16 protein-coding genes are annotated in these 23,495 nt (G+C 61.3%); 8 read left to right on the top strand and 8 right to left on the bottom strand.

What is annotated here, in order from left to right:
* The first annotated feature begins 44 nt into the window (after positions 1-44).
* Entirely contained in the window at positions 45-293 is a 249-nt protein-coding gene (locus CDA63_RS20740) for a hypothetical protein (protein ID WP_088462899.1), read from the top strand.
* A 628-nt stretch (positions 294-921) separates the two neighbouring features.
* Here CDA63_RS20740 and asnS read toward each other — a convergent pair.
* Positions 922-2,328, bottom strand: a complete 1,407-nt coding sequence (asnS, locus tag CDA63_RS02635) for an asparagine--tRNA ligase (protein ID WP_088462897.1) — start codon at positions 2,326-2,328, stop codon at positions 922-924.
* Between the two features lie 224 nt (positions 2,329-2,552).
* On the opposite strand from asnS, the gene rpoN reads away from it, so the two are divergent.
* The 4 genes from rpoN (at position 2,553) to CDA63_RS02615 (ending at position 8,974) form a co-directional block, all read left to right on the top strand.
* A complete protein-coding gene (rpoN, locus tag CDA63_RS02630) occupies positions 2,553-4,136 on the top strand; it encodes an RNA polymerase factor sigma-54 (protein ID WP_242434520.1) in 1,584 nt (527 codons plus the stop codon).
* Between the two features lie 274 nt (positions 4,137-4,410).
* Positions 4,411-4,602 (top strand): hypothetical protein, encoded by a 192-nt coding sequence (locus CDA63_RS02625; RefSeq protein WP_088462895.1) that lies wholly within the window; start codon positions 4,411-4,413, stop codon positions 4,600-4,602.
* Positions 4,603-4,667: 65 nt separating this feature from the next.
* A complete protein-coding gene (locus tag CDA63_RS02620; RefSeq protein ID WP_088462894.1) occupies positions 4,668-5,288 on the top strand; it encodes a hypothetical protein in 621 nt (206 codons plus the stop codon).
* A gap of 71 nt (positions 5,289-5,359) precedes the next feature.
* Positions 5,360-8,974, top strand: coding sequence for a PAS domain S-box protein (locus tag CDA63_RS02615; protein WP_088462893.1), 3,615 nt, complete (start codon positions 5,360-5,362; stop codon positions 8,972-8,974).
* Positions 8,975-9,117: 143 nt separating this feature from the next.
* On the opposite strand, the gene CDA63_RS02610 is transcribed toward CDA63_RS02615, so the two are convergent.
* Both CDA63_RS02610 and CDA63_RS02605 read right to left on the bottom strand, forming a co-directional pair.
* Positions 9,118-9,858: a LytR/AlgR family response regulator transcription factor gene (locus CDA63_RS02610; protein WP_088462892.1), complete on the bottom strand. Its 741-nt coding sequence runs from the start codon at positions 9,856-9,858 to the stop codon at positions 9,118-9,120.
* A 309-nt stretch (positions 9,859-10,167) separates the two neighbouring features.
* Positions 10,168-11,550, bottom strand: coding sequence for an FAD-dependent oxidoreductase (locus CDA63_RS02605; RefSeq protein ID WP_088462891.1), 1,383 nt, complete (start codon positions 11,548-11,550; stop codon positions 10,168-10,170).
* 651 nt (positions 11,551-12,201) lie between these two features.
* Here CDA63_RS02605 and CDA63_RS02600 point away from each other — a divergent pair.
* Positions 12,202-14,898 (top strand): TonB-dependent receptor, encoded by a 2,697-nt coding sequence (locus tag CDA63_RS02600; RefSeq protein ID WP_088462890.1) that lies wholly within the window; start codon positions 12,202-12,204, stop codon positions 14,896-14,898.
* A gap of 256 nt (positions 14,899-15,154) precedes the next feature.
* Positions 15,155-17,932 (top strand): TonB-dependent receptor, encoded by a 2,778-nt coding sequence (locus CDA63_RS02595; protein WP_088462889.1) that lies wholly within the window; start codon positions 15,155-15,157, stop codon positions 17,930-17,932.
* Between the two features lie 136 nt (positions 17,933-18,068).
* Here the strand turns inward: CDA63_RS02595 and CDA63_RS02590 are convergent, their stop codons facing one another.
* The 5 genes from CDA63_RS02590 to CDA63_RS02570 all read right to left on the bottom strand — a co-directional run bounded on the left by CDA63_RS02590 (position 18,069) and on the right by CDA63_RS02570 (position 22,485).
* Complete coding sequence (locus CDA63_RS02590; RefSeq protein WP_088462888.1) at positions 18,069-18,662, bottom strand: alpha-ketoglutarate-dependent dioxygenase AlkB family protein; 594 nt, start codon at positions 18,660-18,662, stop codon at positions 18,069-18,071.
* Positions 18,663-18,704: 42 nt separating this feature from the next.
* Positions 18,705-19,397 (bottom strand): magnesium transporter CorA family protein, encoded by a 693-nt coding sequence (locus tag CDA63_RS02585; protein WP_088462887.1) that lies wholly within the window; start codon positions 19,395-19,397, stop codon positions 18,705-18,707.
* Between the two features lie 89 nt (positions 19,398-19,486).
* Positions 19,487-20,770: a kynureninase gene (kynU, locus tag CDA63_RS02580; RefSeq protein ID WP_088462886.1), complete on the bottom strand. Its 1,284-nt coding sequence runs from the start codon at positions 20,768-20,770 to the stop codon at positions 19,487-19,489.
* Positions 20,771-20,803: 33 nt separating this feature from the next.
* On the bottom strand, positions 20,804-21,835 hold the full coding sequence (locus tag CDA63_RS02575) for an amidohydrolase family protein (protein ID WP_088462885.1): 1,032 nt from the start codon (positions 21,833-21,835) through the stop codon (positions 20,804-20,806).
* Between the two features lie 116 nt (positions 21,836-21,951).
* Positions 21,952-22,485 (bottom strand): 3-hydroxyanthranilate 3,4-dioxygenase, encoded by a 534-nt coding sequence (locus CDA63_RS02570; protein WP_088462884.1) that lies wholly within the window; start codon positions 22,483-22,485, stop codon positions 21,952-21,954.
* A gap of 162 nt (positions 22,486-22,647) precedes the next feature.
* Here CDA63_RS02570 and CDA63_RS02565 point away from each other — a divergent pair, with 162 nt between their 5' ends.
* Positions 22,648-23,436 (top strand): SDR family oxidoreductase, encoded by a 789-nt coding sequence (locus tag CDA63_RS02565; RefSeq protein ID WP_088462883.1) that lies wholly within the window; start codon positions 22,648-22,650, stop codon positions 23,434-23,436.
* Positions 23,437-23,495 lie beyond the last annotated feature (59 nt).

Raw genomic sequence — 23,495 nt, 5'->3', positions numbered from 1 at the left:
CGGTTGGTGCGTACACTGAGTACGTTTCATCTTTTTCCACCGCTATGGCCACCCCCTATCAACCCATTAGCTGCTCGTTCTACGACGAATTGGAGGCCCGCGCCACCACCGGCCAGCCCTGCACCCTCACCTACCGCACCGAGCCCGACACGCCGCCCAGCACTTATCACGGCACCATTCAGGACCTATACATTCAGGACAAAGTAGAATACCTGCGCCTAGCCGACGGCTTCGAGCTGCGCCTCGATAACCTACTGGCCGTGGACGATAAGGAACTGCGGAATTACTGCTGACAAAACGCGTTATCTGATAGATTGCTCAACTTTACTGGCAGGCTGTCCGAACACGCATGAAATATATCTAGCTACCCATAATGACGCTACTTTCGCTTGCGGCCTGTAACGAGCAGCAAAAAAGCCGAAAGCATTTGTATGAACTCCAACTGTTGGAGCAAGCACGATGGGCTGAGGACCACCTAACCTCAACCCCTGACTCTTTTACCACGCTGGTCAATGTGCGAGCAAGACGAGGAGTACCAACGAGCTATCAATGGTCGGCATACGGTCGAAAAAGGTTCGGTCAGCTAATTCAGAAACCGACTGACACTCTCTCAGCGCGAGTTTCTGATAGTTTGTATCTATTGACTCAGCGCGTATTTGCCGATATTTTAACTGAATCGGACCAAGACGCTTCTTTAGCTTTTCCATCGGACATAACTGCTGATAGAATTGAGCTGAATACACTCGATAATAAAACAAAGGCTAGCATGACCTCCCTAGCAGCCAGTCAAGGACACGGAATAATTACGCTATTTCTGCTGAGGCATTCCCGCAGGTAAACAGCTACAACGGCCGCCCCTTCACAGGAGCGGCGTTGTGTAAGAATTAGCCTAGTCAACGCCTAATCAGCGGTAATCCGTGCTTAAAACGCTGCGCTGCCGGGGAAGCGGGGGAAGGGAATAACGTCGCGGATGTTGGCCATGCCGGTGATGAAGAGGATGAGGCGCTCGAAGCCCAGACCGAAGCCGGCGTGGGGCGCGGTGCCGTACTGGCGTAGCTCCAGGTACCACCATAGCTCGTGCTCGGGCACGTCCATGGCAGCCATGCGGGCCTTGAGTTTCGTGAGGTCCTCTTCGCGCTGGGAGCCGCCGATGATTTCGCCGATGCCGGGGAAGAGCACGTCCATGGCCCGTACGGTTTGGTCGTCGTCGTTGAGCTTCATGTAGAAGGCCTTGATATCCTTTGGGTAATCGGTCAGGATGACGGGCTTCTTGAAGTGCTTCTCCACCAGGTAGCGCTCATGCTCGCTTTGCAGGTCGGTGCCCCAGTCCACGGGGAATTCGAACTTCTGCTTGGCCTTCTTGAGGATTTCCACGGCCTCCGTGTAGGTCAGGCGCTGGAAGTCATTATCGACGACGAACTGTAGGCGGGTGAGCAGCTCCTTGTCGTACTGCTCGTTGAGGAATCGGAGGTCGTCTTCGCAGTGGGCCAGGGCGTAGCGCACGAGGCTTTTGAGGAAGTCCTCGGCCAGGTCCATGTTGTCCTGGAGGTCGTTGAAGGCCACTTCTGGCTCAATCATCCAGAACTCGGCCAAGTGGCGGGCGGTGTTGGAGTTCTCGGCCCGGAAGGTAGGCCCGAACGTGTAGACCTTGCCCAGGGCCATGGCGGCTACCTCGGCCTCCAGCTGCCCCGACACGGTGAGGTTGGTCTGCTTGCCGAAGAAATCCTGCGCGTAATCCACGCCCGACTTGTCCTCGGTCAGGGGTGGGTTCTGGTCGGGCAGCGTGGTTACGCGGAACATCTGGCCCGCGCCCTCGGCATCGGAACCCGTCACGACGGGCGTGTGCACGTAGTAGAAGCCGTGGTCGTTGAAGTACTGATGCACGGCGAAGGCCATGGCGTGCCGGATGCGCAGAATGGCCCCGAACGTGTTGGTGCGGGGGCGCAGGTGGGCAATTTCGCGCAGGAATTCGAGCGAGTGGCCCTTCTTCTGGAGCGGGTATGTGGTGGGGTCGGCCGAGCCGTAGACCGTAATTTCCTCAGCCTGAATTTCTACGGCCTGCCCCTTGCCCTGGGAGGCGACCAGCTTGCCGCGCACGGCAATGGCAGCCCCGTTTTCCACGCCGTCGGCCTTCAGCTTCTCCTCCGGAAACTGCTCGGCATTGGCCACCACCTGAATGGAGTTGAAGCCCGAGCCGTCGTTGAGGGCGATGAACTGCACGTATTTGTTGCCGCGGCGGGTGCGCACCCAGCCTTTCACCAGCACCTCGCGGTCGAGGTCGGTGCTGCGCAGCAGGTCATGCACGCTGGTTTTTCGGAGGTCAGACATGGAAGTAGACGTATTTGAAATGTAAAGGTAGAAATGTCGGGCGAAGCGCCGCTGCGGCTTCAGCCAGAACCGGCCGCCGATTATGAATCGTACGTAAGCCCGGAAGTGAGGCCGTGCTTAGGTCTCCACCCCAACTTTTTCGGTTCAACTCAAGTACAGAAAGGCCTACATTTGGCTTTACCTCCCCGTTTCGTAACCCGGCGGGGCGTACCGTTTTTTAGCGTATGCAACGACTGGACATGAAGCAGCTTCTCTCGCAGAAGCTGAGCCCCCAACAGATTCAATTCATTAAGCTGCTCCAGATTCCGACGGCCGAATTGGAGGCGCGCATCAAGGAAGAACTGGAAGTGAACCCCGCCCTGGAAGAAGGCGAGGAAGAGCCGGAAGATGAGTTTGACGACCTCGATGGCGACGACGCGGACGAGGATTTCGACGACCCCGATGCCGAGCTCGACAACCCCGATAACACCCTCGACGAGGATTACGACGGCGAGCAGAGCGACGAGCAGCCCGAAATGGAGTTGCCGGTAAAGGAAGAAGCGCCCGAGGTACCCGAATCGTCGTCGGAATCCGACGACCTCGACCTGAGCGACTACCTCAACGACGACGAAATAGCGGGCTACAAGATGCAGGGCGACGGGCCCGGCGAAGACGAGGACGACCGGGAAATGCCCCTGGCCGATACCAGCGGCTCGCTCATGGATAACCTGCTCAGCCAGCTGGGATTTTCGAGCCTCGACGAGCGCCAGAAAACCATCGGCCGCCAGCTCATCGGCTCCATCGACGGCGACGGCTACATTCGCCGCGACCTGTCGGCTATTGCCAACGACCTGGCTTTCTCGCAAAACCTGGAAGTGAGTGTGCTTGAAGTGGAAGGCGTGCTGCACGTGGTGCAGACCTTCGACCCGGCAGGCATTGGGGCCCGCGACCTGCCCGAATGCCTGCTGTTGCAACTGGAGCGCCGCCCCCAGGATGAGGCGGTGGAAAACGCCGAGCGTATTCTCAACGACACCTACGAGGAGTTCACCAAGAAGCACTACCAGCGTATTCAGCAGAAGCTTGATTTGGAGGACGAGGAGTTGAAGGAAGCCATCGGCCTGATTCTCAAGCTCAACCCCAAGCCCGGCGGCAGCGGGCCGGTGGGCGGCGGCAAAATCCAGTACATCATCCCCGATTTCCTGCTCAGCCACGACAATGGCCAGTTCAACCTCACGCTCAACACCCGCAATGCTCCCGATTTGCGCGTGTCGCCGGCCTACACCGAAATGTTCCGGGCCTACGACAAAGCCTCGAAAAAGGACAAGAAGATGAAGGAGGCCGTGACGTTCGTCAAGCAGAAGCTCGACTCGGCCAAGTGGTTTATTGATGCCATCCGGCAGCGCCAGAACACGCTGCTGCGCACCATGGACGCCATTGTGCGCTACCAGCGCGACTTTTTTGAGGAGGGCGACGAAAGCAAGCTGCGCCCCATGATTCTGAAGGACATTGCCCAGGAAATCAGCATGGACATAAGCACCGTGAGCCGGGTGGCCAACTCGAAAGCCGTGCAGACGGAGTTCGGCATTTACCCGCTCAAGTACTTCTTCTCCGAAGGCATTGCCACCGACTCGGGTGAGGATGCCAGCTCGCGTGAGGTGAAGTATATCCTCAAGGAAATCATCGAGGGCGAGCAGAAGAAAAAGCCGCTTTCCGACGACAAGCTGGAAAAAATGCTCAACGCCCGCGGCTACAACATTGCCCGCCGCACAGTTGCCAAGTATCGCGAGCAGCTCAATATTCCGGTGGCCCGCCTGCGCAAGGAGCTATAAGGTTGATGCAAGAAGAGAGAATAGGCCGTTGGGCTGAGTTGGTTTTACCAGCTCAGCCCAACGGCCTTTTTTTATTCAAGACTCAGGCAGAAGGCCCCGTAGGCTTAGCGCGTGAGCGGTGCCTGGCTAGCTGCCACCCAGTTTTGGCTGGGTAAAACGCACCGTTGGCGGGGGCGGTGCTGTCGTTGGGCGAACTGAGAGGCCGGCCGGAATCCGGAGTAAAAAGAACGCCCGTAGATGCTGGGGTAACGCCTTTAATCTATTCGCCCCGCCCATGTCGTTGGTTCGCACGTTTCTGCTGATTTCGCTTTCTACGCTGCTGCTCACGCTGCTCGGCGGGCCACTCGTGTTGCGGGCCGCTACCCAGCCGGTTCGGAAGCAGCTGGAATCGGGGCGGCACACGGGACGGCTGCCGGTTGGTGCTAACCGGTTGGCGGCGCCAGGCATGAGCGGCCGGGCTGTCTGAGCCAACGGGGGCAATGAGTTGCCGAACGTACCTTTGAGGAGCTTCGCTTCCTTATTCCCGGCTTCGTGTCCCGCTTTCTGGCAACGGTGCTCTCCGTGGTGTTTCATCCGCTGCTAGTGCCGTTTTACCTGTTTTATATTGTCTGCTACCAGCTGCCGGGCGTAGTAGGGCACCCTGCCGCGCCCGACCGCTGGCTGGTGCTGGCTATTGTGGGAGGCTTCACGCTGGGGCTGCCGGGCCTGGGAGCGGCCCTGCTGGTGCAGTTCGGCTACGCCGATTCGCTGGAGCTGCGGCAGCGGGAGCAACGCGCCTGGCCGTTGCTGCTGGCCGCCACCGGTTTCGCCATAGCAGCCGGGCTGCTGCACCGGCCGATGGTTTTTGATGTGCTGCTTTTCAACATGATGGTCGGCATGACCCTGGCCGTACTACTGACGCTGGTAATTACCCTGCGCTGGAAGATTTCGGCCCACGGCGTAGGCATGGGCGGGGCATTTGGGCTTTTGCTGCTGCTGCACCTAGGGGGGGCGGCGGGGCCAGCAGCGGCGGGTTGGCTGGCCGGGGCGGCGGCGGCGGCCGTGGCCGTGGGCAGCGCCCGGCTGGCGCTGGAGGCCCATTCGCCGGCGCAGGTGTGGGTCGGGTTGGCATTGGGCTTGGGTGTAGCCCTCGCCTACGTAGCGGTTAGCTAAAGAAGGGCTAAGGCTGGAGCTTTTATCCCCGGCCGTTCTGCGCTATCTTGGAGGATTCCTACGTATCCGTTATGGCCACATTTACTTCTTCCGGGCCCACCATCGAAAGCCTGACCGCCGAGCTGGCGCAGGAACGCCAGAGCCGGCTGGCGGTCGAGGTGCAGGTCCAGACCCTGCGCCGCCACATCGTTTCCACCCAGCGCACCGTTAGTCGCCTCACCGACAGTATCATCCGCCTTACCCAGAACCTGCGGGTAGCTGTGCTTGTGGCCAACCAGCACGGCATGGTGGCCCTGCTCAACCAGGAGTTCTGCGACCTGTTCGAGCTGACCGAAATGACCCCACTGGGTATGCTCGATCAGCCTGTGCAGCCCGTACTGGAGGCCCTGATTGCCCACTCCGCCCGTCCCGATTTCACCCGCCAGCGCCTCGAAACCATCCGCCTGGCCGACCAGCGCGTACTGGGCGAAGATTTGGAGCTGGCCGACGGCACAGTACTCGAACTCGACTTTATCCCGCTGAGCGGGCAGGATGAGCTGGTAGAATCCGGCTACCTGCTCTCATTCCGCGACGTTACACAGGCCCGCCGGGCCGAGCAGTACCTGCATTCACTATCCCGGATTCCGGGGCAGAACCCCAACCTGGTGCTGCGCCTGCACGCCGATGGCCGCCTGCTCTACAGCAACCCCGCCGCCGATGATTTGCGCCGCGAATACCTGCAGCCCGACCACGAGCCCGAATTGGCCAACCAACTCTATCAGGCGGCCCTGACGGCCCTGGATGCTGGCACCTTCACCCAGCTCGAAGTCGGTTTCGGGACCCGTTGCTTTCAGCTGGCCGTGGTTCCTTTCATCGACGACCAGTACGTCAACTTATATTTCACCGACGTAACGCCCCTCAAGGAGGCCGAGCAGCGCCTGGTCGAGCAGCAGGAGTTCTACGAAACCGTCCTCAACCAACTGCCCGCCGACGTGGCCGTGTTCGATGCCGACCACCGCTACCGGTTCGCCAACCCGGCCGCCATTCGCAACGCCGAGTTGCGCCAGTGGATTATCGGGCATGACGATTTCGAGTACGCTGCCTACCGTAACCGCTCCGACCGGCAGGCCCGCACCCGCCGCGCCCGCTTCGAGCAGGCCGTTCGGCAGGGTACCGTACTGGCCTGGGAGGAGGCCATGACGACTCCCAACGGGCCCCGACTGGCCCTGCGACACATGCAGGCGGTATTTAACCCGGCCGGCGATTTACGCATGGTCATTGGCTACGGCATCGACATTACAGACCGCCACGCCGCCGAGGAACGCCTGCGCCAGCGCGAAGCCGAATTGCAGGAAAACCAGGCCTTCGTACTGGCCGTGGTCGATACCACGCCCAGCATTATCTGGGCTACTGATGGCAGGGGCAAGGTGTTGTTTAGCAACCGCGCTTTCGACGACCTAATCAAACTCAGTGACCACCGCGAAGCCGTAGCCCCCAACAGCGCGGTGGCCCGCGAGTCCCGCGAGTTCATCACCTCCGACGAGTACGTACTTAAAACGGGCCAGGAGCTGGTGCAGGAAACCACCTACACCCTGCGCGACGGCACTACCATGTGGCTGCAGACGGTGAAGCGCCCCCTGCACCGGGCCGACGGCAGCATAAATGTGCTGGGCGTGAGCACCGATATCACGGAGATGAGAAATGCCCGCCAGACGCTGGAAAAATCGACCAAGCAGTACCGCGACCTGATGGAGTACTCTCAGGCGCTGATTTGCACCCACGATTTGCAGGGCACTATTCTGTCGGTGAACCCGGCGGCAGCTCAGCTCGTGGGCGTAGTGCCCGAGATGCTGGTGGGCCGTTCGCTGCACCAGGTGCTCGCGCCCAGCCTGCTCGGCCGCCTCGACCAGTACCTGCACCAGGCCCACGAGCAGCAGCAGCTTACGGGCCTGCTCACGCTCAGCGGCCCCGACGGCCGGCCTCATCACCTCATCTATGACAATTACCGGGTAGAGGAACCCGGCGAACAGCCCTACGTGATTGCCTACGGCCAGGAAATAACGGAGCGCCTGCTCGCCGAGCAGGAGCTGGTTCGGGCCAAGGAAGAGGCCGAAAGCACGGTACTGGCCAAAGAAAATTTCCTGGCCAACATGAGCCACGAAATCCGCACGCCCATCAACGGCATTCTGGGCATGGCCGGCCTGCTAGCCAAAACTTCGCTCACCGAAACCCAGCAGGAGCACCTGCGGATTCTGCGCAGCTCCGGCCGCCACCTGCTCACGGTCATCAACGATGTGCTCGATGTGGCCAAAATGGAAGCCGGCAAGCTCGAAATGGAGCAGGTGCCCTTCGACGTGTGCCAGCTGGTAAAGGAAAGTGTGCAGAGCCTGGCTTACCGGGCCGAAGAAAAGGGCATCGACTTTCGCGTCGCTCCCTTGGAATTGAGTCACTCCACCGTTGTTGGCGACCCCAGCCGGCTCAACCAGATTCTACTCAACTTGCTCAGTAACGCCATTAAGTTCACCAGCCACGGCACCGTGGAGCTGGGCGGGCGACGGCTGCACGAAACGGAAACCGAGCTGGCGCTGGAGTTTTGCGTGCGCGATACGGGCATTGGCATTTCGCCCGACAAGCAAGAAACCATTTTTGAGCATTTTGCCCAGGCCTACGCCGATACTTCGCGGCGCTTCGGCGGCACGGGTCTGGGCCTGACCATCAGCCGGCGGCTGGTGGAGCAGATGGGCGGGCGCATGTGGGTAGAAAGCGCCGAGCACCAGGGCAGCACGTTCTACTTTGCCCTCACCTTCCCTAAGGGCGTAGCCACCGGGCCGGCCAGCCCCCCCCCGCCCCTGCCCGACTACAAATGCCTGCTCGGTAAGCGGGTGCTGCTCGTAGAAGACCATCCGGTAAATCAGCAGTTGGCCGTACTTATTCTCGAAAGCTGGCAGGTAGAAGTGCACGTGGCCTCCGACGGACTGGAAGCCCTCCGCCAGCTCGATGCCCGCCTCTACGACGTGGTACTGATGGACATTCAGATGCCCGGCATGAGTGGCCTCGACGTGGCCCGCCAGCTCCGCCTACACGCCGACCCGCACCGGGCCAACACGCCCATTATTGCCCTCACGGCCAACGTGATGCGCTCCGACAACGAAAGCTACCGCGCCGCCGGCCTCGATTACCTGTCGAAGCCGTTTGAGGAGGAGGACCTGTTTCGCAAGCTCGAAGCCAACCTGCGGCCCGTAGCCGTGGCCGAACTGGAGGTGCAGCCCCCCCCAAAGCCAGCAGCTAAAGAAGACCCGGCCGCAGCCATTGAGACTAGCGACGCTCCGCTGCTGCCCGAGCCCATGCCCGACGCGCTTTTCGATTTAGAACGGTTGCGCGCTACGGCCCACGGCAGCACGATTTTCATGCAGAAAATCATCGGCTCGTTTCGTACCCACACGCCCCTGATGATGGTGCAGCTGCGCGAGGCCGCCACTGGCCACGACTGGCTGGCCGTAGGAACCCTGATCCACAAGCTGCGGCCGTCGTTGCAGCTATTGGGGATTGTAGGCGTCGAGGAGGCCTTGCGCATACTCGAACCCCTCTCCCGCCCCGCCGAAACTGCCGCCCTGCCCCCCAACGACGAGCTACGCCCCCTCGCCCTCGCCCTAGCCGACACGCTAACGGCCGCCGTCGAGCAACTTGGCAACGTGCGAGTGGAGTAGCGGGGAGGTGGTAAAGAGAACGTCATTCTGAGTGAAGCGAAGAATCTCGCGTGCAAAGCAACTCCTGACAGCAGGTTTACTTTGGCACGCGAGATTCTTCGCTTCACTCAGAATGACGTTCTCTTATCCCTTTACCCTGGCACTCAAATCCGATTTAGCTTGCTGAAAAAGGCTTCCTGATAGGACTTGCCAATCGGCACGTGCTGGCCGCCGGGCACCACGGCGGAGCCGTCTTCGATGGCCTCAATGCGCTTCATGTTGAGGATGTAGGAGCGGTGCACACGCACGAAGTGGTCAAAGGGCAGGCGGGCATCCAACGACTTCATGGTGGTATAAACGATGTACTTCTGCTTGTCGGTAACGATGATGACGTAGTCGGACAAAGCTTCGATGTAGAGCACTTCGTCGAAATTGATGCGCACCATTTTGCTGTTCACTTTCACGAACAGGTCGTTGTCGGGAGCCACCGCGGGGGCGGCGGGAGCCACCACACTGGCGGCTACGGGGGCCTCGTGCTGCTGCAGGGCCCGCTGCACGGCCCGGCTGAAACGGGCGTAATCGAAGGGCTTTACCAGGTAGTCGGTCACGCGCAAATCGAAGGCATCGACGGCGAAATCCTCGTGGGCCGTGGTCAGGATGACGATGGGTGGGTCGGGCAGGATGCGCAGCAAGTCGAGGCCGTTGAGCTGGGGCATCTGCACGTCCAGAAACAGCACGTCGACCCGGTTACCGGCCCGGAAATAGTTCAGCCCCTGCAGGGCATCATCCATCGACTCCACCAATTGCAGCGAGTCGGTGAGGGAGATGTAGTGCTCCAGCGTTAGCCGGTTGATTTCTTCGTCATCAATAATAGCACAGGTCAGGGGGGTAGCGGGCGTAGGCATAGCAGAGCGAAGTGAAACGATAAAACGGCCCGCCGCGTACTGCACGGCCGTAGGACCAATATAGCAACTAACGTAACCGCCTGGCAGTTTGGGTTGCCGGACGATTTGGGTTACTGGCTGAATCAAGTCCGTAGCTAAGCTACAATTACTGCCCTTACCAACCAAGTTAAATACCAATGCGCATCCCTGCTTTCCCACTTTGAGAAGGACACGGTTTTTCCGTTGCCCCCAAATGGAAGCTAGCAGGCGAGTGGCCAGCAGGCGAGTTCCCAAACTGGCATCAGAAAATAACTCCTCTAGGCGCTGGAATTAGGGGCGTTGGGCCATTTCGGCCGCCACCAAAGCCTGCACTTCGGGCTGCTCGTAGTCGGCTTCGGTGGTAATGGAGGGCATGAGGCGCTGCATGATCTGCTCCTGGGCCTGGCCGTTGGCCAGGGCTTCGGCGTAGGGCAGGTGCGAGAACGTCACCTGGGAATAGAGCGGCAACCACTTATCGGGGTACTGGGCCGATATTTTACCTTCTATCTTTTTCTGGAGCAGAAAGCGCGGATCGGCTACCCGGTCGCGCATCTCGTGAAAATTATAGACGGCCAGGTCGGCCATGGCGTCGGCGTCGGGCTTGCGGCTGGTTTCAAACTCCCGCAGCAACGCCTCCCAATTGTTGCCGTGGCGGTCGAGCAGTTCGGCCAGCACGGTGCAGTCTTCGAAACCGGCATTCATGCCCTGGCCATAGAAAGGCACAATGGCGTGGGAGGCGTCGCCAAGCAGCAGCACATCGTCGGCGTAGGTCCAGGGGAAGCAGCGCACCGTGACGAGCGAGCTGGTGGGGTTGGCGAAGAACTCGGTTTCGAGGGCCGGCATCAGGGGCAGCGCGTCGGCGAAGTGCTCGGCAAAAAAGGCCCGGACCTGCGCGGGCGTTTGCAGGGCGGCAAAGGAGTTGGGACCTTCGTAGGGAAAATAAAGCGTGCAGTTGAACGAGCCGTCGAGGTTGGGCAGCGCAATCATCATGTACTGACCCCGGGGCCAGATGTGGAGGGCATTTTTTTCCAAGGCCCAGCTACCATCGGGGCCGGCTTCAATGGTGAGCTCCTTGTAGCCGTAGTCGAGGTAGTGCTGGGAGTAGTTGAAGCGGTCGGTGCGCTGCAAGGCGGCGCGCACGGCCGAGTAGGCCCCATCGGCCCCGAACAGGCGCTGGTAGGGCACGGTACGGGTTTCGCGGGTGGTTTCGTCGCGTAGTTCCAGTTGGCGGCGGCGCACATCGACGTGCTGGCAGCGCTGGTTGAACTGCACCCGCACGTTGGGCTCCTGCTCCACCAGATCGAGCATGCGCCGGTTCAGGCCCGCCCGCGACACGGAGTAAATGGCCTGCCCGGCCTGGCCGTAGGGCTGAAACGTGAGCTGGCCGGCGGCGTCGTGCATCATGCGCCCGCGCATCGGAATAGCCACTTCACGCACGGCTTCGGCAATGCCAACCCCTTCCAGGGCCCGCCAGCCCCGGTCGGAAAGGGCCAGGTTGATGGAGCGCGCCTCTACCGTAGTACTACCCCGCAAATCGGGGCGGCGCTCGAACACTTCAACCGAATGGCCGTGCCGGGCTAGGTACAACGCCAATAGGCAGCCTACCAGTCCGCCACCCATTACGGTGAGAGTTTCGGCAGGCTCCGAGGCGGCAGAATGAGTAGAAGCAAGCATGGCAGCAACAGAAGAGGAAGCGGAGCAAAAGGCCGAAGGTAACCGATTCTGCCGGCATCAGAACATGGTAGCCAGTCGTTGGCCGAGCATTCGGGTACGTTGAGCGAGGAAGTACCCCCGGTTGGACCTAAAGGGCAATCCAAAAACCCGGAGCTTGCCGTACTTTGTATTATAAAATGATTGCCCTGAACCGATATCACGAGCCGATGCTACTAAATCATACTTTTGTTTCGTCCTGCCTAATCCGAAAGTTTGCGCGTCATCGTCGGGCCCGGCAGCGTCATCGGCTGGTGCGCCTCATCGCAGTATACAATCCGCCCCGGCAACCGAACAGGGCGCGTCCCATGGCCGCTTACCGCAGTTCGGCAGTGGCAACGAGTACGGGCAACGTGCTGTGCATTGGCAACTATCTGGTAGGCGATGAGCACTGCCCCTGGCTTTATGGTCCTACCGATATACGCTATTAACGCATGATATTGCTGGCCTGCTGGCTATTTTCTCTGCACTGTGTTTCCTGCCTAAGTACAAGTTAAAAAAGGTTCAACTCTATCGGTGTCAACCACTTGAAAGTTGGATATTCGCTTTGCTTACCATACATTTGTGCCCCTTTCTAGCGGAAGGGGCATTTTTCATTTTTTGTACTATTCTCGCATGCGAAAACACTACCGCTTTTTACTTATTCTGCTACTGCTGTTGGGACAGACCCTGGCCGGTTGGGCGCAGGAAATGGGTGCCGTGGGCGGCGCCGTGCTGACCGAAACCGGGCAGCCGCTGCCCGGCGCGACTATCTTCATCCGGGGCAGCTTTATTGGCACGAGCACCAACCGCGACGGCACGTTCCTGCTACGGGCCGATTTCAGCAATGGTCCCGTTACGCTGGCCGTGTCGTTTGTGGGCTATGTTACCCGGGAAGTAACGCTAACCCAGCCCGATAACGGCATTAAGGTGCAGCTCAAGCTCAACCCGACCCAGACCACGGAAATGATTGCCTCGGCTTCGCGGACGGAAGAAAATATTCTGCAGGCCCCCGTAACGGTAGAGAAGATCACCTCGCAGCAGGTGCTACGCCTGCCCCCGCCCGATGTGCAGGTGGGCCTCAACCAGTTCAAAGGCATTGATGTGAATGGCACGAGCATGCTGATGAACTCGCTCAGCACCCGGGGCTTCAACTCGCCCAAATCGGAACGCCTCGTGCAGCTCACCGACTACTTCGACACTCAGTCGCCCTCACTGAACGTGAACACGGGTAACCTGACGGGCCTGCCCGAGCTCGATATTGAAAGCATTGAAATCATCCACGGACCAGCCTCGGCCCTCTACGGTGCCAACGCCTTCAACGGGGTGGTGCTGCAGAACTCCAAAGACGCCTTCGTGAGCGAGGGCCTGAGCCTGCGCGTGCGCGGCGGCGGTCGCCACCTCTTCGATGGCCAAATACGCTACGCCCAACGCCTGGGCGACAAGTTCGCCTTTAAGGTGACGGGGGCTTACCTGACGGCCGACGATTGGCTGGCCAGCAATTACGCCGCTACCAACCTGCGGGTAGATGGCCGCAACAACGCCCAGGGCTCGACGCTCGGCTACGAGGCCGTGAACCGCTACGGCGACGTGGCGTTTACGGTGCCCGCCAACTACCCCTTCGCCGACCTGCGGGGCAAAACGCTGTTCATGCCTGGCTTCACCGAGCAAACCCTGATCGGCAGCGACGACCAGGCCAAGTCGCTCAAGATTCACCCGTCCCTCTCCTACCTGCTCACCAGCTCGGTAAAGATGACGGTGGGGGCCAACTACAGCCGCGGCACAGCCAGCTACCAGAGCTCCAGCCGCTACCGGTTTAAGGACTTTGGTACCAACCAGTACCACGGCGAAATCAAGGGCGCCCGCTGGTTTGTGCGGGGGCAGTCGATCCAGGATTTCGGCAACCAGTCGTACGACCTGAACCTGCTGGGCTCGTTCATTCAGAACGCCCCCATCGGCACGGGCGCGGGCACTACGTACGCGCAGCGCTACTTCGGTGCTTACCTGGGCGAGTACGCCGTGGCCCGCAGCAAGGGCCAGAACGACGCGCAGGCCCAGCAAGCGGCGTTTGCCCTGGTTAGCCAGGCACCTTACCAGCTCGACCCCAACTCGGCCGATTTCCGCAACCTGCGCAACCAGATTATCGGCGACGCCACGCCCGGCCGCGGGGCCCGGCTCAACCCGAGCTCCTTGCTCAACGAGGGCAATGCCCAGTACAACTTCCGGCTGGCCGAAACGGCCGACCTGATTGTGGGCGGCGCCTACCGCAAGTTCCGCCTGGGCTCCGACGGTAACCTGTTCAGCGACGGTGAAGGCCGCATCCAGAACCACGAACTCGGCGGCTACGCCCAGCTCACCAAGAAACTGGCTGATGAGCGCCTGAAGCTTGCGTTGGCCGGCCGGATCGATGATTTCAAGAATTTCAAACCGGCTTTCTCGCCCCGGGCTTCGGTGGTGTACTCGGCCGGCGCCACGCGCCAGCATAACTTCCGGGCCAGCTTCGGCCGGGCCTTCCGCTCGCCCACGCAGCTCGACCAGTACATTCAGCTCGATGTGCGGCAGGTGCTGCTGCTGGGCAACGTAGACAACGGTTTCCAGGGTTACCGCATCGTGAACGGCCGGCCCGGCCCGGCCATCGATTTGGCTACGCTGAAACTGGAGCGCCTGAGCACGCTGGAAGTAGGCTACAAAGGTGCCCTGACGGATAAGCTGGCCCTCGACGTAAACTATTACCGCAACTACTACAACGACTTCATCGGGGCCGTGCGCTTTATCGGTAACCGCGACGGCAGCCGCCCCAGCGTGGAGCAGCTGACGGCCGAAGCCGCTCGGGTGGCCCCGCAGTCGCCCTTCCAGGAGGCCTCTTCCGATACCCGCGTGTTGCAGGTGTGGACCAACGCCAACCAGCAGGTACGCTCCCAGGGCGCTGCCTTTGGGCTGAACTACGCTTTCGCGCCCTTTCTGAATGTGGCCGCCAACTACACGCTCAACGTGCAGGACGGCACCGCCGGGCAGGATTCGGACTTCCAGACGTACTTCAATACGCCCCAGCACAAGTACAACGTGGGTGCCAGCGGCACGCTGGTTAGCCACCTGAGCTACGCGTTCAACTACCGCTGGGCGCAGGGCCACGAGTACGGCACGCCCTTCGCCGTGGGCCAGCTCACCGACTACAGCACCACCGATGCGTACCTGGGCTACAACTTCGCGCAGCTGGGCCTTACGCTTCAGGGTGGCGGCTCCAACATCTTCAACTCCAACAATATTCAGGTATACGGTGGCCCCCAGATTGGCCGGTTGCTGTACGTGGGGTTGCAGTTGGATATAAAGTAGTCTGAAGCGGCCAATGGCCGTGCTTGTTGAGAGGGTTTCTTCACTGCCAGGCAGTGAAGAAACCCTCTTTTGTTTACCAACCGTTTTCTCACTTCGAGACATTTCATCCTAAAATGAAACAGGCTCTGGTGGATTTGTCCCAAATAAAGTCGTCATCCACCCGCTTTTATACAGTCTTCACCGAAAAACACCACACTGCCTGCCCGCCGATGATAGGTTTGTAGCCTCCATTACCCCTTCAGCCTCGCGTGCTCGCATGAAACACCTCTACCCCTCTTTGTCTTTTTTGGCGGCTACTACACTGCTGCCGCCCCTGGCTTCTGCCGCCACGCTTCCGGCAGCCGAACGGCCGGCGCACGGCCGCTACACCCACCCCGACCCCAGCGAGAAACTAGTGGCCGGCAAGGTGCTGACCGAAAAAGGTGAGGGTCTGCCTGGGGCCACCGTTTTTATCAAAGGCACCTTCATTGGTACCAGCACCGACCAGCAGGGCAACTTTCAGCTAAACACGGCCTTCGACGGCGGCACGGTAACGCTGGTCATCTCGTACGTGGGCTACGATACCCGCGAGGTGCTGCTACAGGGCCCCGACCAGGCCATCAGCGTGGTAGTGAAGCCCAGTGCTACGCTGCTGGGCGAAACCATCGTATCGGCTTCGCGCATCGAGGAAAACATCCTGCGGGCCCCCGTAACGGTGGATAAACTCTCGACCCGGCAGATTGAGCGCATCACCACGCCGGAGGTGCTCAGCGGCCTGGGTCAGGTGAAGGGCCTCGACGTGAGCTCGGCCTCCATGCTGTTTACCAGCGTGAGTACCCGGGGTTTCAACACGGCCAAATCGGAGCGCGTTATCCAGCTCGTTGATTACATGGACACCCAGCTGCCCTCGCTCAACCTGAGCCCCGGCAACCTGGTGGGCATTCCGGAGCTCGATATGGAGAGCATCGAAATTATTCATGGGCCGGCCTCGGCGCTGTATGGCGCCAACGCCCTGAGCGGGGTTATCCTGTTCAACTCCAAAGACCCCTTCGTGTATGAGGGCCTGAGCGTGCGCCTGCGCGCCGGCCAGCGCGAGCTGCTCGACGGGCAGCTGCGCTACGCCAAGAAGCTGACCGAAAAGCTCGCTATTAAAATCAACGGCAGCGCGTTCCGGGCCGATGACTGGCTGGCCACCAACTACGGGCCCACCCAGAGTTCGGTGAACCCTGCCGGCTCGACGCTGGGCTACAACGCCGTTAACCGCTACGGCGAAGTGGGTTACGCGTTCAACCCCTACCAGCAGCTACCCGGCGGCACCAACCCCGAGCTGTACGGCAAAACGGCCTACCTGCCCGGCTTCACGGAGCAGCAGCTTATTGCCGGCGACAACCGCACCTCCTCGTACCGGGTGCAGGGCACGGTATCGTACCTGCTCCGCGACGACCTGAAACTGACCGCCGACGCCAAGCACGCCGAGGGTACGGCTACCTACCAGAACCTGAGCCGTTTCCGGGTGAAGGGCCTGGGCTCGAACCAGTACCGGCTCGAACTTAAGAGCAGCAAGGGCTTTATCCGGGCTTACACCACGGAGGACTTTTCGGGCAACTCTTATGAGTTCAACCAGTTGGGCTCCCTGATTCAACGGGCTCCAACGACCGAAGGAGGCAACCTGAGCTACCAGAACCTGTTCTACGGCACCTACAACGCCGTTTACAGCCAGGCCCGGCAGGCCGGCCAGAACCAGGCTGCTGCCCTGGCTACGGCGCAGGCGGCAGCCAACGCCACCCAGCTCAAGCCCTCCGACCCGCGCTTCAGTACTTTACGGTCGCGGATTATCGACGACCGGAACGCTACAACCGGCGCCCAGCAGTATTTCAACTCTTACCTGCACGACGTCAGCGCCCAGCGCGTGTTCACGCTCGGCGAGGCCGGTACCAACCTAGTAGTGGGCGGGGCCTACCGCCAGTATCGGTTGGGTTCGAAGGGACTACTCTTTTCTGACCGCGACGGTAAGCGCATTCTCAATTACGAGTACGGCGCGTACGGGCAGCTTTCCCAGACCGTATTCGAGGAGCGCCTGAAGCTGGCGTTTGCTGGTCGGGTCGATGAGTTCAAGAACTTTAAGCCAGCTTTTTCGCCCCGGGCCTCGGCGGTGTATTCGTTGGGCGAAAACAAGCAGCATAACTTCCGCGCCAGCTACGGCAAAGCCTTCCGCTCGCCCTCGCAGCCGGAGCAGTACCTGTTCAGCGACATTGGCACTGGCGTGCTGTTGGGCAATGTGGGCAACGGCTTCCAGGGTTACAATACCGCCCTGTTTGCCTCGCCCCAGACGTTGGGTGCGGCCGCGGCCAACCCTACCCTGCTCAAAAGCTACGAGTACAACATTGCCCCCCTGGAGCTGGAAAAGGTAAAGACGGCCGAAATTGGCTACAAAGGCGCCCTCATCGCCAACCTGTACGCCGACGTGAGCTACTTCCGCAGCCGCTACGATGGGTTTATCGGTACCCAGCTGTTTGTGGGCAACACCGACGGCAGCCGCCCCACCACTCAGCAACTGGCCGCCGGCTACTCCACGCTCTACGCCGACCAGACCAAGCCGACCCGCGTGCTGTACACCTACCTCAACAGCAAGCAAGAGGTAAGTACCCAGGGCGTGACGGCGGGCCTGACTTATTACTTCATGCGCGCTTTCAACCTGACGGGCAACTACTCGCTCAACGTGCTTGACCGGAGCAAGCTGCCAGCCGGCTTCCAGACGTTTTTCAACACGCCCAAGCATAAGTACAACGTGGGAGCCAACGGTCAGGTCGGCAACCTATCGTACTCGGTGAATTACCGTTGGGTGCAGGGCCACTTGCAGGAAATGCCCTTCGCCGTGGGCACCATTTCCGACTACAGCACCACCGACGCCTACCTGGGCTACCTGGTACCGAAGTGGGGCACCACGTTCCAGGCCGGCATCTCCAACGCCTTCGACGCCAATAACACCCAAGTGTTCGGCGGCCCCCAGATTGGCCGCCTCGGCTACCTGGGCCTGCGCTTCGATCTACAATAGCAGGGCTTAAGCCTTAAGGATTAGGTAGATACTGAAACGCCCCCCGCAACTGTTGTTGCGGGGGCGTTTTTGGTTGTGTTTTACCATTTCCTTCCCGATTTCCGGGCACCATATGTTAGAAACTAGCCCCTAATGGTCAAGCCCTATCAACCCAGCGGAAGGTGAGGTTGAGGCGGGGGCCGACGGGGCGGGCCGTTTTGGGTAGCGAGTGCAGCCAGTTCTGCTGGGTGGGGCCGCGCATGAGCAGCAGGCTACCCGAGGTGAGCGGCAGACTCAGGGCCGCGGCGGTAATGGTTGGGCGGGGTTTGAAGCGGAAGGTGCGGGTGGCCCCAAGCGTAAGGGAGGCAATAGCAGGCGCGAGGCCCAGTTCGGGCTCGTTGTCGGCGTGGTAGCCCATGCTGTCCTGGCCCGAGCGGTAGAGGTTGAGCAGTACGCTGTTGAAGCGGGTGCCGGCGGCGGCTTCTACCCGCTCACGCAGGTTTTGGAGGATCGGCAGCCAGGGTAGCGGCTCCAGTTGCAGGCCCGAGTAGCGGTACGTGGCGGCCGGGTCGCCGTACCAGGCCGTGAGCCGGGGCTGCATCACCTGCTTGCCAAACAGCTTAATCGGCTCCTGCCGCCACGCAACGCTAGCCGTGAGTTCGGTAAGCAGGACATCCGCTTCGGCTGGGGCCAGGAAAGCGGCATCGAGGAGCACTTCGGCGGCGGGCAGGGGAAGCAGCGTCAGGGGCATGGCGGCAACGGACGGGTTTGGCGGTAGCCGTCGGACGGGCGCTTATACACCCGTCGGCATCGTGGGTAAAGCGCCTGGTACGCTGGCCGCTATGTAGTAGAGGCCCAACAGCAGCAAGGCACAAATCAGGAGCGGGCGCACCCAGGAGCGGCTGCGGTAGGGGCCGCGCCCGATGTAGCGAGGCCAGAAATACAGGTTGTAAACCAAGATGGCGGGCAGGTTGAAAAACGAGCCCAGCCAGTTCACTTGGTCGCCGTACTGGCCCTTAAGCCAAATCAGCAAGTAACCGCCGCCTACCAGGTAGGCCACCACGAACGCCACCACCCAGAGGGCGGCGCGGTTTTTTTGCAGCGTCCGCAGGTTCAGGGCCAGCATCACGCCCCCGGCAATCATGCTGAAGAGCACCGAGAAGATGGTGATGGCCCCAAGCGAGTACAGGGCCGGACCAGTTTCCGGGGCCGTTTCGGGGCTGGTTTCACCCCGGGCTACGCGGCGGGCTTGGTCCTGGGCATCTATTTCGGTGCGGGCGGCGCTTTCGCGGCGCTCGGTTTCCTGCTGGCTTTGGCGCAGCTCGGCGGCCAGGGCCTCAGCGTTGGGCTCGGGCGTACCGCGGCGGTCCAGTTCCGCGAGGGCGGCCAGCACGGCCTCTTCGCGGTACTGGTAGCGCTGCTCCACGTATTCGTGCAGCTCAGCAACGGTTTTGCGGCCCATTTTCGCCGCGTAATCCTCGGTCATTTCTCTTCAGTTGTCAGAATTTTCAGTTGCCAGCGTCCGGTTGCCAGTTACCAGAATAGCATATAAACTGGACACTGGCAACTGATAACTTACTGGCGAGCGGCCCACTCGGTTAATACCTGGCCTACTTGGTACACGTCTTCGAACGTATTATAGAGCGGCGTGGGGGCCAGCCGAATGACGTTGGGCTCGCGCCAGTCGCCGATAACGCCTACGGCCATCAGGTGGTCGAACAGGTCGCGGCCGTTGCGGTGCACCAGTATCGAGAGCTGGCAGCCACGCTGGGCAGGGTCCTGGGGCGTGATGATTTCGAGCTGCTCAGCGGTGAGACCCAGACGGTTGATAAAGAACTCCAGGTAGCCAGTCAGCAGCTCGCTTTTGCGGCGCAACGCGGGCATGCCGCCAGCTTCGTCATGAATTTTGAGGGCGGCCTCGTGCACGGCCATCGAGAGGACGGTGCCGTTGGAAAGCTGCCAGCCGGCGGCCCCGTGCATGGGTTTGAAGCCCTTTTTCATCTGGAATCGTTCTTCCTCGTCGTGGCCCCACCAGCCGGCCAGGCGTAGCAGCTCGGGCCGCTCGGCGAACCGCTCGTGCACGTAGGCGCCGGCCACCCCGCCGGGCCCCGAGTTGAGGTACTTGTAGGAGCACCAGCAGGCGAAATCCACGTCCCAGTCGTGCAGGTGCAGGGGCACGTTGCCGGCGGCGTGGGCCAGATCGAAGCCCACCATAGCCCCGGCGGCGTGGCCGGCCTTCGTAATGGCTTCCATATCGAACACCTGCCCGGTGTAGTAGTTGAGCCCGCCCATAATAATGGTGCAGAGCGAGTCGCCCAGCTCCTCGATCTTGGCCACGATATCCTCGGTGCGCAGCGTGTGCTCGCCGGCCCGGGGCTCCAGCTCCACAATGGCGTCGTCGGGGGCGAAGCCGCGCAGCTTCACCTGCGTTTCGAGCGCGTACTGGTCGGATGGGAATGCACCGCCTTCCATGAGCACCTTGTAGCGGGTGGCGGTGGGCTGGTAGAAGCTGATGAGCAGCAGGTGCAGGTTGGTGGTGAGGTTGTTCATCACGACCACCTCATGGGGCTTGGCGCCCACCACGCGGCCCGAGGGCCCTTGCAGCCGCTCGTGAAAGGGCAGCCAGGGCGAATCGCCCTTGAAATGACCTTCTACGGCCAGGTTCTGCCAGTTGGCGAACTGCGCTTCGGCGGCGGCCCGGGCGGTGCGCGGCTGCAGACCCAGCGAGTTGCCGCAGAAATACAGGCACTCGCCCTGCCCGTCGGGGCCGGGTGGAATCAGGAACTGCTGGCGGAAATCGCGCAACGGGTCCTGGGCATCGAGTTGGCGGGCAAAGTCGAGGGTGGGTTCAAACGTCATTAAGGCAAAGATACCACGCTTACGGTCGGGCACCTAGCCGGCCGCCGCCATGATTTTGGCCAACTGCCCTTGGGCCGCCAGCCCCAGCCAGTCGAGGGCGTTGCCGCCCAGCAGTTGGGCCTGCACATCGGGCGCGTAGGCCATGGAGCGGATGAGCTGGCCCGGCACGGTTTCGCCCAGCGGAAACGGGTAATCGGTGCCCAGCGCCACTTTATCGGCTCCGAGCGTCTGCACCAGCAGCTCCAGGGCGCGGGCATCGTGGACCAGCGAATCGACCCAGAAGCGGCCCAGGTACTCGCGGGGGTTGCGGGCGTTGTCGACGGCGCACAGGTCGGGGCGCACCTGCCAACCGTGCTCGATGCGGCCGATGGTGGCCGGAAACGAGCCGCCGCCGTGGGCCACCGCCACCCGCAGCCGGGGCAACCGCTCGAACACGCCCCCGAAAATGAGCGAGCACAGCGCCCGGCTGCTTTCGGCAGGCATGCCCACCAGCCAGGGCAGCCAGTACTTGGGCATCTGGGGCTGGCCCATCATGTCCCAGGGGTGCACGAACACGCACATATCCAGCTCCTGGGCAGCCTCGAACACGGCAAAAAGCTCGGGCGCGTCGAGGTTCCAGTCGTTGACGTGGGTACCGATCTGGACGCCCGCCAGCCCGATTTCGCGGCACCGCTCCAACTCGCGCACCGCCAGCTCGGGGGCCTGCATGGGTAGTGTGCCCAGGCCCACGAATCGGCTGGGATAGCGCTGCACCACGCCGGCAATATGGTCGTTGAGCAACTGGCTCAGATCGTGGGCATCGGCAGGTTTGGCCCAGTAGCTAAACATGACGGGCACTGTACTCAGCACCTGCACCTGGGCCCCAAACTGGTCGTACTCGCGCATCCTCACCTCCGGGTCCCAGCAGTTGTCCTGAATTTCGCGGAAGAATTTATCGTCCTGGAGCATGCGGGCGCAACAGGGCCGGTGGTGTTCGAGCCGGATAAAGCCCCCGTAGCCATACCGCTCCCGCAAATCGGGCCACCGCTCGGGCAGGATGTGGGTATGGATATCGATGGTGAGCACGAGGGCGGCGGTGAAGTGGTGAGTGAGGTAGTGAACGGGTGGATGAGGATAAAATAACCGTCATGCTGAGCGCAGCCGGAGGCGGAGTCGAAGCATGAGAGGCCATTTATACTTCTTCACTCATTCACCGCTACCGCCGGGGCTTCCATATAAGTGCCGCAAACGGTGCAGGTGCGGTGCTCATCGGAGGCCCAGAAACCGTCCATGATGGGCGGGAGCTGGGCCACGATGTCGGTGATTTCGGCGTACTCCTCGAACAGTTTATTACCGCAGTTTTCGCAGTACCACTGGAAGCCGTCGAGCTCCCCGGCTGCGCGGTAGCGCTCCAGCACCAGGCCTACCGAGCCAGCCGGCCGGCGGGGCGAGTGGGGCACGCCGGGGGGCAACAGAAACATGCTGCCGGCTTTTATCTCGATGTCGACGGGTTTTCCGTCCTCGATGATTTTGACCACCATATCGCCTTCGAGCTGCAAGAACAGCTCCTCGCCCTCGTCCACGTGGTAGTCTTTGCGGGCGTTGGGGCCGCCCACTACCATCACGATGAAGTCTTTATTATCTGTAAACACCTGCTGATTGCCCACGGGCGGCTTGAGCAGGTGGCGGTGGTCATCAATCCACTGCTGAAAGTTGAACGGACGAGCGACGGGCATGGCGGTGAAGGAGTGAAGGAGTGACTCGGTGAATGCGTGAAAGTAGCAGCACTTGCACCAATAATGGCTTGGGCAAATAACGACATTCCTGCTCTTGCCTGAAACATCCCGTAATTTCCCCGCACGCATTCACCGAGTCACTTATTCACTCATTCACCCCTCATGGACTTTCTCTCCCAACGCGCCCTGGTCTGCGGCAGCACCCAGGGCATCGGCCGGGCCGTGGCCGAGGCCCTGGCCCAACGCGGAGCCTCCGTTACGCTGCTGGCCCGCGACGAAACCGCCCTGCGCGAAGTTGCGGCCGCGCTGCCCACGCCCTCCGGCTCCCAGGTCCACGACTTTGTCGTGGCCGATTTCAGCCAGCCCGAGCAGGTACGGACCGCCGTGCAGACGTACCTCGCAACGCACCCTTCGGGCTTCGATGTGCTGGTGAACAACACCGGCGGGCCGGCGGGCGGGCCGATTCTGGACGCGCCGGTGGAGGCATTCCGGGCCGCTTTCGAGCAACACCTGGTTTGCAACCACCTGCTGGCCCAAGCCGTGGTACCGGCCATGCGGGCCCGCCAGCGGGGCCGCATCATCAACATCATCAGCACCTCGGTGAAGCAGCCGCTGCCGGGGCTGGGCGTGAGCAACACCATCCGGGGGGCGGTAGCCAACTGGGCCAAAACGCTGGCCAATGAGGTGGCCGCCGACGGCATCACGGTCAATAATGTGCTGCCCGGTTCCACCATCACCCAACGCCACATCTCGCTCATCGAGAAAAAGGTCGCCCAGACCGGCCAGCCCACCGCCGAAGTAGAGGCCGGGATGCTGGCCCGGATTCCGGCCCACCGTTTCGGGCAAGCGGCCGAGGTAGCCGCCGCCGTAGCATTCCTGGCCTCCGAAACCGCCGCCTACATCACCGGAGTCAACGTGCCGGTAGACGGAGGCCGGACCGGCAGCTTATAGCGTTGCGGGGGCCGACCAATTATCTTTAAGCGGTTTTATCAGTCGCCACCCGCCAGCTT

The sequence above is a fragment of the Hymenobacter amundsenii genome (genome assembly GCF_002204745.1).
Lineage (GTDB): Bacteria > Bacteroidota > Bacteroidia > Cytophagales > Hymenobacteraceae > Hymenobacter > Hymenobacter amundsenii.
The sequence above is the reverse complement of the archived record's forward strand: the minus strand, read 5'-3'. Positions and strand labels throughout refer to the sequence as shown.